This is a genomic window from Rahnella sp. CFA14(1/10), from assembly GCF_004195095.1.
Taxonomy (GTDB): Bacteria; Pseudomonadota; Gammaproteobacteria; order Enterobacterales; family Enterobacteriaceae; genus Rahnella; species Rahnella perminowiae.
In genome coordinates this window covers 140,929-155,084 of record NZ_SEWS01000001.1, presented here as the reverse complement: position 1 = coordinate 155,084, position 14,156 = coordinate 140,929, and the positions used below count along the sequence as shown (strand labels likewise).

Annotated in this window: 10 protein-coding genes; 8 read left to right on the top strand and 2 right to left on the bottom strand. The window is 47.4% G+C overall.

Annotated elements, in window-relative coordinates; translation table 11 throughout:
- Positions 1 to 111 precede the first annotated feature (111 nt).
- Together EVX52_RS00750 and EVX52_RS00745 are read left to right on the top strand one after the other, a co-directional pair.
- Positions 112 to 1,455, top strand: a complete 1,344-nt coding sequence (locus tag EVX52_RS00750) for a UDP-glucose/GDP-mannose dehydrogenase family protein (protein WP_129951616.1) — start codon at positions 112 to 114, stop codon at positions 1,453 to 1,455.
- 9 nt (positions 1,456 to 1,464) lie between these two features.
- Entirely contained in the window at positions 1,465 to 2,472 is a 1,008-nt protein-coding gene (locus tag EVX52_RS00745; RefSeq protein ID WP_129990398.1) for an NAD-dependent epimerase, read from the top strand.
- Between the two features lie 188 nt (positions 2,473 to 2,660).
- Here the strand turns inward: EVX52_RS00745 and hns are convergent, their stop codons facing one another.
- Positions 2,661 to 3,068: a histone-like nucleoid-structuring protein H-NS gene (gene hns / locus EVX52_RS00740; protein WP_129951614.1), complete on the bottom strand. Its 408-nt coding sequence runs from the start codon at positions 3,066 to 3,068 to the stop codon at positions 2,661 to 2,663.
- Positions 3,069 to 3,693: 625 nt separating this feature from the next.
- Here hns and EVX52_RS00735 point away from each other — a divergent pair.
- A complete protein-coding gene (locus tag EVX52_RS00735; RefSeq protein WP_129951613.1) occupies positions 3,694 to 4,302 on the top strand; it encodes a thymidine kinase in 609 nt (202 codons plus the stop codon).
- A 112-nt stretch (positions 4,303 to 4,414) separates the two neighbouring features.
- On the opposite strand, the gene adhE is transcribed toward EVX52_RS00735, so the two are convergent.
- Positions 4,415 to 7,084, bottom strand: coding sequence for a bifunctional acetaldehyde-CoA/alcohol dehydrogenase (gene adhE / locus EVX52_RS00730; protein WP_129951612.1), 2,670 nt, complete (start codon positions 7,082 to 7,084; stop codon positions 4,415 to 4,417).
- Between the two features lie 533 nt (positions 7,085 to 7,617).
- On the opposite strand from adhE, the gene EVX52_RS00725 reads away from it, so the two are divergent.
- The 5 genes from EVX52_RS00725 (at position 7,618) to EVX52_RS00705 (ending at position 14,148) form a co-directional block, all read left to right on the top strand.
- Positions 7,618 to 8,262 carry a YchE family NAAT transporter gene (locus tag EVX52_RS00725; protein WP_013575947.1) on the top strand — a complete coding sequence of 215 codons (645 nt, stop codon included), beginning with the start codon at positions 7,618 to 7,620 and terminating at the stop codon, positions 8,260 to 8,262.
- 1,176 nt (positions 8,263 to 9,438) lie between these two features.
- Positions 9,439 to 11,079, top strand: a complete 1,641-nt coding sequence (gene oppA, locus EVX52_RS00720; RefSeq protein ID WP_129951611.1) for an oligopeptide ABC transporter substrate-binding protein OppA — start codon at positions 9,439 to 9,441, stop codon at positions 11,077 to 11,079.
- Positions 11,080 to 11,266: 187 nt separating this feature from the next.
- The gene (gene oppB / locus EVX52_RS00715; protein WP_013575945.1) at positions 11,267 to 12,187 is read left to right on the top strand and encodes an oligopeptide ABC transporter permease OppB; all 921 of its coding nucleotides are present in this window, start codon (positions 11,267 to 11,269) and stop codon (positions 12,185 to 12,187) included.
- A gap of 15 nt (positions 12,188 to 12,202) precedes the next feature.
- The gene (gene oppC / locus EVX52_RS00710) at positions 12,203 to 13,111 is read left to right on the top strand and encodes an oligopeptide ABC transporter permease OppC (protein ID WP_013575944.1); all 909 of its coding nucleotides are present in this window, start codon (positions 12,203 to 12,205) and stop codon (positions 13,109 to 13,111) included.
- Positions 13,112 to 13,122: 11 nt separating this feature from the next.
- A complete protein-coding gene (locus tag EVX52_RS00705; RefSeq protein WP_235172940.1) occupies positions 13,123 to 14,148 on the top strand; it encodes an ABC transporter ATP-binding protein in 1,026 nt (341 codons plus the stop codon).
- Positions 14,149 to 14,156: the final 8 nt, after the last annotated feature.

The following is a 14,156-nucleotide window of genomic DNA, read 5'->3' as shown; positions in this document are numbered from 1 at the left end:
ATGCAAAATATGCCTTTCCAGGCGCACTTGTGCCTGAAACTGTTATAATCCGTTCCGGAAAATTTGGCTGTCTATTTTACATTGTTTAAAATAACAAATAGGAATTCGCTGATGAAAGTAACAGTTTTTGGTATCGGTTACGTCGGACTTGTTCAGGCGGCGGTTCTTGCTGAAGTTGGGCATGAAGTTTTGTGTATCGATGTAGATGCAAAGAAAGTAGAAAACCTGAAAAACGGGCTGATCCCAATTTTTGAACCGGGCCTGACACCGCTGGTTCAGAGCAACTATGAAGCAGGGCGTTTGCTGTTCAGCACCAATGCGGCTGAAGGTGTAGCGCATGCAACGGTACAATTCATCGCGGTGGGTACTCCACCTGATGAAGATGGTTCCGCTGATCTGAAATATGTGACTGCCGTTGCGCGTACGATTGCTGAGCATATGACCGGACCAAAAGTGGTTATCGATAAATCCACCGTTCCGGTGGGTACTGCGGATAAAGTCCGTGCAGTGATGACAGAGAAACTCAAAGAACGCGGCGTGGACATCAGCTTCGATGTTGTCTCTAACCCTGAATTCCTCAAAGAAGGGGCGGCAGTCGCAGACTGTATGCGACCTGAACGTATTGTTATCGGTACGGATAATCCTGACGCTATTGATCCGATCCGTGAACTTTACGAACCTTTTAATCGTAATCACGATCGCATGATCCTGATGGATATCCGCAGTGCAGAGCTGACTAAATACGCTGCCAACTGTATGCTGGCAACCAAAATCAGTTTCATGAATGAAATGTCTAATCTGGCAGAAATGCTGGGTGCGGATATCGAGAAAGTCCGTCAGGGCATCGGTTCTGATTCACGCATTGGTTATCACTTTATCTATCCTGGCTGCGGCTACGGTGGTTCCTGTTTCCCTAAGGACGTCCAGGCGTTAATCCGCACTGCTGAACACATTGGCTATCAGCCGAAATTGTTGCAGGCTGTGGAACAAGTCAATTACCAGCAAAAATATAAATTGCCTGCTTTCATTCAGCGCCACTTCGGCGATGACCTTAAAGGGAAAACCTTTGCACTGTGGGGGCTGTCATTTAAGCCAAATACCGATGACATGCGTGAAGCATCGAGTCGCGTATTAATGGAACAACTCTGGGCAGCGGGCGCGAAAATCAAAGCCTATGATCCGGAAGCCATGAACGAAACGCAGCGGATCTACGGTCACCGTGATGATCTGGAATTGATGGGAACCAAAGAATCTGCATTGCATAATGCCGATGCGCTGATTATTTGTACGGAATGGCAGAACTTCCGTGCTCCGGATTTTGATGTGATCAAAAAAGCGTTAAAAGAGCCGGTTATCTTTGATGGTCGTAATTTATTCGATCCTGAACGTTTGGAGAAACGCGGATTTACTTACTACGGCATAGGTCGTGGCGCATCAATCAATCCGGTTCTGTAAGGAGTTTGCATGAAATATCTGGTCACTGGCGCAGCGGGCTTTATTGGCTTCTTTGTGTCACAACGTTTGCTGGCAGCAGGTCATTGCGTTATCGGCATTGATAATCTGAATGACTACTATGACGTCAATCTGAAACTGGCCCGTCTCGCTCAGCTGGAAAATAAAGATGGCTTTGAGTTTATTAAGCTGGATTTAGCCGATCGTGAGGGCATGGCCGCATTGTTTGCGGAACAGAGGTTTGAACGTGTTATCCATTTAGCTGCGCAGGCCGGTGTCCGATATTCTATCGAAAACCCTCTGGCTTATGCCGATTCCAACCTCATAGGATTTGTTAACGTCCTGGAAGGATGTCGTCATAATAACGTCGGGCATTTGCTTTATGCTTCTTCCAGTTCAGTATACGGTCTGAACAAAAAACAGCCTTTTTCAACGGATGATTCTGTCGATCATCCTGTTTCGCTGTATGCGGCTACGAAAAAAGCCAATGAATTAATGGCTCATACCTATTCACATCTTTATAAAATTCCCACCACCGGGTTACGTTTCTTTACTGTATATGGTCCGTGGGGGCGCCCGGACATGGCATTGTTCAAGTTCACCAAAGCAATACTTGGCGGGCAAAACATAGATGTTTATAACCATGGCGAAATGCGTCGTGACTTTACTTATATCGATGATATCGCCGAAGCCATTGTTCGTTTACAAGACGTTATTCCGCAAGCGGATCCAGACTGGACGGTAGAAGGCGGCTCGCCAGCCAGCAGTTCCGCGCCTTATTGCGTTTATAATATAGGCAACAGTAACCCGGTGAAGCTGATGACGTATATCAGTGCGCTGGAAAAGGCGTTGGGAATAGTTGCAGGTAAGAATATGCTGCCAATGCAGCCAGGCGATGTACACGAGACCAGCGCAGACACGTTGCCTCTGGCTAAGGCTATTGACTTCAAGCCTGAAACACCTGTAGAGCAGGGCGTACAGCGCTTTGTGGACTGGTATCGCGACTTTTATCAGATTTAATATTGTATTGTTTTCCCAAAGGTCGCAAATGCGGCCTTTTTTAATGGAATCAGTTAAATCTTATGGATGTTTATGCAACAGGCTGTGTCAGTTTTGTATTTGCCGGATCAATGTTACAGCGTAATAAAACAAAAAGCCCATCAGAGCGATAGGCTTTTTAGCATTAACAGTGACGTTAATGTTGGCAATTACAGCAGGAAATCGTCCAGTGACTTGCCTTGCTCTTCGATTGCTTTCTTGATTACAGCTGGAGTACGACCCTGGCCTGTCCAGGTTTTGTTTTCGCCGTTCTCATCAACGTATTTGTATTTAGCCGGACGTGCTGCACGTTTTGTTTTACCGGTCGCTTTAGTCGCAGCCATCGTTTGCAGCAATTCGTTAGGATCGATACCGTCAGCAATCAGCATTTCGCGGTATTGTTGCAGTTTACGGGTGCGCTCTTCAATCTCTGCAGCTGCCTGAGAATCTTCTTCACGACGCTCGTTCACAACAACTTCTAATTTTTCCAGCATCTCTTCCAGAGTTTCCAGAGTGCATTCTCTCGCTTGTGCACGCAGAGTACGGATGTTGTTCAGAATCTTTAATGCTTCGCTCATTATACTAGTCTCGAATTATATTGGTGGGGGGCGTTTGGATAATAATAGAATGCTCTTCTGTATTCTGCAATAGCGAATTTGTTTGCCTGACCTTAATTTACGCATTTAAAGCAAATAATGTTTAGTCACTACGAAATATAGCCAGGCTGCTTAGCGCTATTTATCTGGGGGTGATAACCCTAATTTCAATAGCCTGTTGAGGATTGTTGACGGTTTGTGTAAGTAGTTTTTTAAGGCAGTTATTGTTCATAAAATTAAAGCATCCGTGAAGCCATGTAATGTAAGGATATGAAAAAAGAGCGGGCGGACGAAGTACGAACTCAGAAAAATGATTCTTTGTGGGTAGCATTTCCATCGACTTCTTTAATGTATAGACAAATCCTTACTCGCCAATGAAGACATATTAACTCCCCTTTTATTGCGGGTATTCTGGCTTGACCGCAGGGAATAATTATCTCATACCGTTATAATTTTTCATTGTAAGTTTCTGTGATTTTACCCGGAGTGAATGTCTTGCGGGGGCAGGCCATGAGCGCTATCCGGCCGTTGTTATAGTCTGGCAGGCATGTGATACAATACATGCCGAAAATTTATGCCATCCATTACATTATGGGGTCACTCTTTTATGGCTCAGCTTTATTTCTATTACTCGGCGATGAATGCCGGTAAGTCTACCTCGTTACTGCAATCTTCATATAATTATCAAGAACGTGGAATGCGCACGCTGGTGCTAACGGCAGAACTCGACAACCGGTATGGTTTGGGTAAAGTCAGCTCACGAATCGGTTTGTCTTCGCCTGCGGAGCTTTACAACAGGGAGACCGAACTCTTTAATCTGGTGGCACAGGAGAACCGCACACAGCGTTTAAGCTGCGTTCTGATTGATGAGTGCCAGTTTCTCACTAAAGCACAGGTATCGCAGCTTACGGACGTTGTAGACGATCTGGATGTGCCGGTACTTTGTTATGGTCTGAGAACGGATTTTCGTGGAGAACTTTTCGAAGGCAGCGAATATTTGCTGGCCTGGGCAGATAAGCTGGTTGAACTTAAAACCATTTGCCATTGTGGCCGCAAGGCTAACCGCAATCTCAGACTGGATGAGAACGGTAACGCCTTGCATGATGGCGCACAGGTCGTTATTGGTGGTGATGAACGCTATGTTTCGGTGTGCCGTAAGCATTACAAAGAAGCGATGGCTGCGTGTGATGTCATAGACGAAAGTAAGCCTCTCTGAGCCCCGGGCGTTGACTAAGGCCTGCGAGTGATTGTTGAACGATAAATCGCAAATTCGGACCATAAAAAAACCCGCCTTTCAGCGGGTTTTTTACTATCAGCATCTCAGCAAGTTATTTTTTGCTGGTTTTCTTTTCAGCTTTTGGTGCCGGAGCAGCAACTTCTTCTGCTGCGTCCTCACTGAATTCACGGCCGTAGTAAGTATCCATCAGAATCTGCTTCAGTTCGGCGATCAGCGGGTAACGTGGGTTAGCACCGGTACACTGGTCATCAAACGCATCTTCAGACAGTTTGTCTACTTTAGCCAGGAAGTCAGCTTCCTGAACGCCTGCTTCACGGATAGAAGTTGGGATACCCAGCTCCGCTTTGATTTCATCCAACCAGGTCAGCAGTTTCTGGATTTTTTGCGCAGTACGGTCACCCGGCGCGCCCAGACCTAAATGGTCAGCGACTTCTGCGTAGCGACGACGCGCTTGCGGGCGGTCATACTGACTGAAAGCAGTCTGTTTAGTTGGGTTGTCGTTAGCGTTATAACGGATAACGTTTGAAATCAGCATGGCGTTAGCCAGACCATGTGGAATGTGGAACTCTGAACCCAGTTTATGGGCCATTGAGTGACAAACCCCAAGGAAGGCGTTCGCAAACGCGATACCCGCAATAGTTGCCGCATTGTGAACACGTTCACGGGCAACCGGATTTTTTGCGCCTTCTTTATAGCTGGCTGGCAGGTTTTCTTTCAGCAGTTTCAGTGCCTGCAGAGCCTGGCCATCGGAATATTCGTTCGCCAGTACAGAAACATACGCTTCCAGTGCATGAGTCACTGCATCCAGACCACCAAAGGCACACAGTGATTTCGGCATATTCATGACAAGGTTGGCGTCTACAATAGCCATGTCAGGTGTCAGTGCATAATCTGCCAGTGGATATTTCTGGCCAGTTGCATCGTCAGTCACCACAGCGAATGGCGTCACTTCTGAACCGGTACCGGAAGTGGTAGTGACGGCGATCATTTTCGCTTTCACGCCCATTTTCGGGAATTTGTAGATACGTTTACGGATATCCATGAAACGCAGTGCCAAATCTTCGAACTGAGTATCCGGGTGCTCATACAGAACCCACATAATCTTCGCGGCATCCATTGGTGAACCACCGCCCAGTGCGATGATAACGTCTGGTTTGAAGGAGTTCATCTGCTCAGCGCCTTTACGTACAATGCTCAGCGTTGGGTCAGCTTCAACTTCGAAGAACACTTCAGTTTCAATACCATGACCTTTCAGAACGCTGGTGATCTGGTCAGCATAGCCATTATTGAACAGGAAGCGGTCAGTTACGATGAAGGCGCGTTTTGCTCCATCGGTCGCCACTTCTTCCAGTGCGATTGGCAGTGAGCCACGACGGAAGTAGATAGATTTCGGAAGTTTATGCCACAACATGTTTTCTGCTCGCTTCGCTACAGTTTTCTTGTTGATCAAGTGTTTAGGACCGACGTTTTCGGAGATGGAGTTACCACCCCAGGAACCGCAACCCAGCGTCAGAGACGGAGCAAGTTTGAAGTTGTAGAGGTCACCGATACCACCCTGTGAAGCCGGGGTGTTGATCAGAATACGTGCGGTTTTCATTTTGTTGCCAAAATAATTCACACGTTCTGGTTGGTTGTCCTGATCGGTATACAGGCAAGAGGTATGGCCGATACCGCCCATTTCTACCAGTTTCTCTGCTTTAGTGACGGCGTCTTCGAAATTCTTCGCGCGATACATAGCAAGGGTAGGGGACAGTTTTTCATGCGCAAAAGGTTCGGACTCGTCAACGACGGTGACTTCACCGATGAGCACTTTTGTATTTGCAGGGACTTTGATACCAGCCATTTCAGCAATTTTCACCGCTGGCTGACCGACGATAGCGGCGTTGAGGCCACCATTTTTCAGAATGATATCTGAAACGGCTTTCAGCTCTTTACCTTGCAGCATGTAGCCACCGTGAGAAGCAAAACGTTCACGGACTGCGTTATAAGCTGAATCAACGACAATGATGGACTGTTCAGAAGCACAGATGACACCGTTATCAAAGGTTTTAGACATCAGAACGGAAGCCACCACACGTTTGATATCTGCGGTTTCATCGACTACAACTGGAGTATTACCCGCGCCTACACCAATGGCTGGTTTGCCGGAGCTGTAAGCTGCTTTCACCATACCAGGACCGCCGGTGGCGAGAATCAGGTTCAGGTCCGGGTGGTGCATCAGTTGGTTGGAAAGCTCTACGCTTGGTTCATCAATCCAGCCAATGATATCTTTTGGCGCACCGGCAGCAATGGCGGCTTGCAGAACGATATCCGCAGCCTTGTTGGTTGCATTTTTGGCACGTGGGTGTGGGGAGAAGATAATACCGTTACGTGTTTTCAGGCTGATAAGTGCCTTGAAAATTGCAGTAGAAGTTGGGTTGGTAGTCGGGACGATACCGCAAATCAGGCCAATTGGCTCAGCGATAGTAATGGTACCGAAGGTGTCATCCTGGCCCAGGATGCCACAGGTTTTTTCATCTTTGTAAGCATTGTAAATGTATTCAGAAGCGAAGTGGTTTTTGATCACTTTGTCTTCAACAATACCCATTCCGGATTCTTCAACAGCCAGTTTAGCCAGCAGAATTCGAGAATCGGCAGCAGCCAGAGCGGCGGCAGCGAAAATCTTATCTACCTGCTCTTGACTGAAGTTGGCATATTCGCGCTGTGCCTTCTTGACTCGAGCTACGAGTGCGTTTAGTTCAGCGACATTTGTTACAGCCATAATGCTCTCCTGATAAAGTTAAACTCTTTTAGTAAATAACCTGCCAAAGACTAGTATAGACCTGCTATCAGTCACCGTGAGAAACTAATTAACTCTAAGATTCTCAATAAGTTGTCTTTGTCTCTTTATTTGCTCAAAGAGCTTTCAGTTGTGAAGCACCGGATAAAGCAGATAACGTTTAAACCACATTCATCACCCGATGTTTATATGTTTCAAGTAACGTTGAGTGACTATGCACAGAGATTACCTATTTGTAGGCAGTATTCATTTGATCTAGATCATTAAATACTGATGCTGACACCTTTCAGCAACTTGATCCTGAGAATGATTATCAAATTTGCTCTTGGATAATACAGTTTTGTATCTAAAGTTATCAATTAAAAAGATGATTTTTAACAAAAGTGGTATTCACTGCTTTTATTTGAAAATCTGGTGATAAAAACCATCAAACGGCGTGGCGCCTTTACGGGGATTCCAGTACATTAGCGCCCATCAAAACCTTCATCTGCTGGCATAGTTGTGCGGAGTTCTGCGTGAGCCAATCGTTATTAGATTTTTCAGGGTATATCAAATTCTTCGTCGGGCTGTTTGCACTGGTCAACCCTGTGGGGATCTTACCTGTCTTTATCAGCATGACCAGCTATCAGGCGGCAGCCGGACGTAATAAAACCAATATGACGGCGAATTTGTCGGTTGCCATTATATTGTCGACCGCACTTTTCCTCGGCGATGCCATTTTACATCTTTTTGGTATCTCCATTGACTCGTTCCGGATCGCGGGGGGCATTCTGGTCGTCACCATTGCCATGTCGATGATCAGCGGGAAACTGGGCGAAGATAAACAGAACAAGCAGGAAAAATCAGAAACAGCAATACGTGAAAATGTCGGGGTTGTTCCGCTTGCATTGCCTCTGATGGCAGGACCCGGCGCCATCAGTTCGACTATTGTATGGAGCTCACGCTATCACAGCTGGCCAAATCTGCTGGGGCTGACGCTCGCTATCATTTTCTTTGCATTCTGTTGCTGGTTACTGTTCAGGGCGGCACCTTTACTGGTGCGTTTACTGGGACAAACCGGCATTAACGTGATTACACGTATCATGGGACTTTTGCTGATGTCGCTGGGTATCGAATTCATTGTGACAGGGATTAAGGCCATTTTCCCCGGCCTGCTTTGATTCTTAACCATCGGTTATCACGGAAACTGCGATGAGTTTCCGTGATAATTATTACCTGCACTTATAATGTAATGCATTAATATAGTGCAGCTAATGACTTCATTAAGCGCAATTGCACCCTAATGTGGCATAAAGCGTCGTCTCATTATTCTTTTCACCCCAAGTCTTCATTTCTTCTAATAAACTTAGCGATTTTTTAGCTAAATACCCTTCTTTACTGCCCGTTTTGACGCTAATTTGCCCACATCATTCTGTAAGGCTTGTGCATGCTGTATCGAGATGTTATTAGTGTTAACAACGCAGTTAACAGGCGTTTATCCTTGAAAACATCTTAATGTTAACGGATTGTGTCAGGCGAGTTCTTAAGCAACGCGTAGCGTAAATTTCGCAGCGAAAATTATTATAAAAACCCTTAAAAACAATAAGTTGAACTATATGTTAGCCTGTTTTCAGGCCACTGCCTCAGTGTGCTTGTAACCTGTAAAAGAGAATTGCGTAACAAATTTGCAAAATTTATTGGCGCCTGTATCTGGCTTCTGATAATTTTCAAATCGCCTTCAAAAATGGAATTTTGTTAAGCGGAATGCTCTGAGTGAGAACGAATCTTGCTAGAGACAGAAAGATTGAAGCCATTTTATTTGTTTTTGGAGAGTGTCGTGTCGCCATGCGGAACACAAAATTATCATCAGGCGCTTTTTGCCAAAAGAAAGCCGGACATTCGGCGGGCAGGATTACACGGCCTTTTGTTGAACCTGCCGCTTCAGCGAAACAAATCTTCAGATCTTCTTCTCATTAATTGAATTCTCACGCTTAACAGTGAAGGACTTTCTATCGCTGTCAGTCAGGTGAATAAGAAAATAATATTGTTAAGGTTAGGAATAACAGTATGTGATTACCCGGTGTGACGCAGAACCTTTTTTTGTTGTACACGGGGTAAATCAAATGGGGTGGGATCAACCTTAAGGATCCCGGAAACCAAACGGCGAACAACAGCCTGACGTTTCCAGCGTTATCGAGTAATACATGCAGTAATAGGGGACAGCCATCTGCGGATGGCCACTACATGGGGACCTTTCTTGAGCAATTCGTTCCTGCTTTTGAAATCCGTTGGCCCAGCAAGGGTTTATCTTGCACCCGAGCGTGCAAGTTCATAATAAAAACTGGAGTTGAATAAAAATGACCAACATCACAAAAAAAAATCTGCTGGCTGCCTGCATTATGGCTGCGGTCGGCGCGGTGTCAGTAAATAATGCATTTGCAGCTAATGTACCTGCAGGTGTAACCCTGGCAGCCAAACAAGAACTGGTTCGTAACAATGGCTCAGAAGTGCAGTCTCTCGACCCGCATAAAGTCGAAGGCGTACCAGAATCGAACGTTATCCGTGACTTGCTTGAGGGGCTGGTGAATACCGACAGCAAAGACGGCAGCGTTATTCCTGGTGTAGCAACCAGCTGGGAAAATAAAGATTTTAAAGTCTGGACCTTCCACCTGCGTCCGGAAGCAAAATGGTCAAATGGCGATCCTGTAACAGCTGAAGATTTCGTGTACAGCTGGCAGCGTCTGGCTGACCCTAAAACCGCCTCTCCTTACGAAAGCTATCTGCAATATGGTCATATCGAAAACATCGATGACATCATCACCGGTAAGAAAAGCCCGGATACTCTGGGTGTAAAAGCGCTCGATGATCATACCCTGCAAGTGACGCTGACCGAACCGGTTCCGTATTTCGTTAAAATGCTGTCTCACACCGCAATGAAGCCGGTAAACAAAAAAACAGTTGAGAAATTTGGCGACAAATGGACCCAACCTGAAAACTATGTGAGCAACGGCGCGTATAAACTGAAAACCTGGACCGTTAACGAACGTATTGTGCTTGAGCGCAGCCCGACCTATTGGGATAACGCCAGGACAGTGATCAATCAGGTGACTTACCTGCCTATTTCTTCTGAAGTTACTGATGTTAACCGCTACCGCAGCGGCGAAATCGACATGACTTATAACAACATGCCGATTGAACTGTTCCAGAAATTGAAAAAAGAAATTCCTACCGAAGTCCACGTTGACCCGTATCTGTGTACTTATTACTACGAAATCAATAATCAGAAAGCACCATTTACTGATTCACGCGTCCGTGAAGCCCTGAAACTGGGTCTGGATCGCGACATCATCGTGAATAAAGTGAAGGCGCAGGGCGATCTGCCGGCTTATGGCTATACTCCTCCTTACACTGATGGTGCAAAACTGACGCCTCCGGCCTGGTTCAAAGAGACTCAGGTGCAGCGTAACGAGCAGGCTAAAAAATTGCTGGCTGAAGCAGGTTATACCCCGGCTAAGCCGCTGACCTTTGAATTGCTGTATAACACCTCTGATCTGCACAAAAAACTGGCTATCGCCGCTGCCGCTATCTGGAAGAAAAATCTGGGTGTTGACGTGAAACTCGTTAACCAGGAATGGAAAACCTTCCTGGACAGCCGTCATCAGGGCAACTTTGATATCGCACGTGCCGGCTGGTGTTCTGATTACAACGAACCTTCTTCCTTCCTGAATACCATGTTGTCTGACAGCAGCAACAATACCGCTCACTATAAGAGCCCTGCCTTTGATAAAGACATCGCGGACACTCTGACCGTGAAAACTGACGAAGAACGTGCAGCGCTGTATCAGAAAGCGGAAACCCAGCTGGATAAAGACTCTGCCATTGTTCCTGTTTATTACTACGTGAACGCGCGTCTGGTGAAACCATACGTTGGCGGTTACACCGGTAAAGATCCGCAGGATAACGTCTACGTTAAAGACTTATACATCATCAAACACTAATTAATCAGTGTCAGGGCAAGGCAACCCCGAGCTGCCTTGCGCCTTATTTATTGATGAAGGTAATGTTTTTAGTGCCGGTTTTCGGTGCTGAAACAAAGAGCCACCACGGCGGCCATCACCCGATAGCCGCCGTGAGCAAGCCAAAACTATCAAGCTGTAGTGACAGGCTTAGAAACAGGTACGGGCAATGTTAAAGTTTATTTTACGCCGCTGTCTGGAAGCGATTCCGACGCTATTCATTCTGATCACCATTTCATTTTTTATGATGCGTCTCGCACCCGGCAGCCCTTTTACGGGGGAGCGTAATCTTCCGCCAGAAGTGATGGCGAACATTGAGGCGAAATATCACCTCAATGACCCAATGTATAAGCAATATTTCCATTATTTAGAACAACTGGCGAAAGGCGATTTTGGCCCGTCGTTCAAATATAAGGATTACACCGTTAATGATCTGGTTGCGGCCTCTTTCCCGGTTTCTGCGAAACTCGGTCTGGCGGCATTTATCATGGCGATTGTGTTTGGAGTGAGTGCGGGCGTTATCGCAGCACTGAACCAGAACACCAAATGGGATTACACGGTAATGGGTGTGGCGATGACCGGGGTAGTTATACCCAGTTTCGTGGTTGCGCCGTTACTGGTACTGATATTTGCCATCACGCTTAAATGGTTGCCTGGCGGCGGCTGGAATGGTGGTGGTGCCAAATATATGATCTTGCCGATGGTGGCGTTGTCACTGGCTTATATTGCCAGTATTGCGCGTATTACCCGTGGCTCAATGATCGAAATCCTGCATTCCAACTTCATCCGTACCGCACGTGCGAAAGGGTTGCCACTGCGTCGCATCATTTTGCGCCATGCGCTGAAACCCGCGCTGCTGCCGGTATTGTCATACATGGGACCGGCCTTCGTTGGGATCATAACCGGTTCGATGGTCATCGAAAGCATTTTCGGATTGCCAGGCATTGGCCAGCTGTTTGTTAACGGGGCATTAAACCGTGACTATTCACTGGTCCTGAGCCTGACCATTTTAGTGGGCGCACTGACCATTCTGTTCAATGCGATCGTCGACGTGCTTTACGCCGTCATCGACCCGAAAATCCGTTATTAATGCCGGAGTACGTCAATGATGTTAAGTAAGAAAAATAGCGACGTCGTGGAAAACTTCAGCGAAAAACTTGAAGTTGAAGGCCGCAGTCTGTGGCAGGATGCACGACGCCGTTTTATGCACAACCGTGCGGCGGTCACCAGTCTGATCGTGCTGGCATTTATTGCCTTATTCGTGGCATTTGCGCCGATGTTATCCCAGTTTTCCTATGATGATACCGACTGGAATATGATGTCAGCCGCGCCTGACTTTGCTTCTCACCATTATTTCGGGACTGACTCTTCAGGCCGTGATTTGCTGGTGCGTGTGGCGATCGGCGGACGTATTTCCCTGATGGTCGGTGTGGCGGCAGCGTTAGTGGCCGTGATTCTCGGCACGCTTTACGGATCATTGTCCGGTTATCTGGGCGGTAAAATAGACTCCGCAATGATGCGTTTGCTGGAAATTCTCAACTCCTTCCCGTTTATGTTCTTCGTTATCCTGTTGGTGACCTTCTTCGGGCAAAACATCCTGCTGATATTCGTGGCAATCGGGATGGTATCCTGGCTGGATATGGCGCGTATCGTGCGTGGACAAACACTCAGTCTCAAGCGTAAAGAGTTCATCGAGGCGGCGCTGGTGAGTGGTGTGAGCACGCGCAATATCGTCCTGCGCCACATTGTTCCCAATGTGCTGGGCGTTGTCGTGGTCTATGCATCGCTGCTGGTGCCGAGCATGATTTTGTTTGAATCCTTCCTGAGCTTCCTGGGACTGGGTACGCAGGAGCCACTGAGCAGTTGGGGCGCGTTGTTAAGTGATGGCGCCAACTCGATGGAAGTTTCACCGTGGTTACTGCTGTTCCCGGCAGGCTTCCTGGTGGTAACTCTGTTTTGTTTCAATTTTATCGGCGATGGCTTGCGTGATGCCCTCGACCCGAAAGATCGTTAAGGAGTGCCACCATGAGCACCATTGAACATTCCACTTTTGCGGCACCCGCTGCGGTTGACGGTAAAGTCCCGCCAATCTTGCTTGACGTTCAGGATCTGCGCGTCACCTTCGAAACACCAGACGGTGATGTGACTGCGGTCAATGACCTGAATTTCGATCTGCGTGCCGGTGAGACGCTGGGCATTGTGGGTGAGTCCGGTTCAGGTAAATCACAGACCGCTTTTGCCCTGATGGGGTTGCTGGCCAGTAATGGCCGCATCGGCGGTTCGGCGAAATTTAACGGACGCGAAATCCTCAATCTGCCGCAACAACAGCTTAATAAGTTGCGCGCAGAACAGATTTCAATGATTTTTCAGGATCCGATGACCTCTCTCAACCCGTACATGCGTGTGGGCGAACAGTTGATGGAAGTCCTTATCCTGCATAAAAAAATGAGCAAGCGTGAAGCGTTTGAAGAATCCGTACGCATGCTGGACGCGGTGAAAATGCCCGAAGCCCGCAAACGTATGAAAATGTTCCCGCATGAATTCTCCGGTGGCATGCGCCAGCGTGTGATGATCGCAATGGCGTTGCTGTGCCGCCCTAAATTGCTGATTGCCGATGAGCCAACCACAGCGCTGGACGTGACCGTGCAGGCGCAAATCATGACATTACTGAATGAACTGAAATCTGAGTTCAACACAGCAATCATTATGATTACCCATGACCTTGGCGTGGTGGCCGGTATCTGCGACAAAGTACTGGTGATGTATGCCGGGCGCACCATGGAATATGGCCGTGCACGGGATGTGTTTTATGAACCTTGTCATCCTTATTCCATCGGTCTGCTCAATGCGGTTCCCCGCCTTGATGCCGAAGGTGGCGCGATGCTGACTATTCCGGGCAATCCGCCAAACTTGCTGCGTCTGCCTAAAGGCTGTCCGTTCCAGCCCCGCTGTCCGCATGCGATGGATATCTGCTCTTCGGCACCGCCGCTTGAGCGTTTCGGCGATGGCCGTTTGCGTGCATGCTATAAGCCGCTGGAGGAACTGGTATGACAGACAAC

Bases quoted from the DNA above. Each gene is read 5' to 3' on its own strand.
- EVX52_RS00750 (WP_129951616.1), top strand. From the start codon at position 112: ATGAAAGTAACAGTTTTTGGTATCGGTTACGTCGGACTTGTTCAGGCG.
- EVX52_RS00745 (WP_129990398.1), top strand. From the start codon at position 1,465: ATGAAATATCTGGTCACTGGCGCAGCGGGCTTTATTGGCTTCTTTGTG.
- hns (WP_129951614.1), bottom strand. From the start codon at position 3,068: ATGAGCGAAGCATTAAAGATTCTGAACAACATCCGTACTCTGCGTGCA.
- EVX52_RS00735 (WP_129951613.1), top strand. From the start codon at position 3,694: ATGGCTCAGCTTTATTTCTATTACTCGGCGATGAATGCCGGTAAGTCT.
- adhE (WP_129951612.1), bottom strand. From the start codon at position 7,084: ATGGCTGTAACAAATGTCGCTGAACTAAACGCACTCGTAGCTCGAGTC.
- oppA (WP_129951611.1), top strand. From the start codon at position 9,439: ATGACCAACATCACAAAAAAAAATCTGCTGGCTGCCTGCATTATGGCT.
- oppB (WP_013575945.1), top strand. From the start codon at position 11,267: ATGTTAAAGTTTATTTTACGCCGCTGTCTGGAAGCGATTCCGACGCTA.
- oppC (WP_013575944.1), top strand. From the start codon at position 12,203: ATGATGTTAAGTAAGAAAAATAGCGACGTCGTGGAAAACTTCAGCGAA.
- EVX52_RS00705 (WP_235172940.1), top strand. From the start codon at position 13,123: ATGAGCACCATTGAACATTCCACTTTTGCGGCACCCGCTGCGGTTGAC.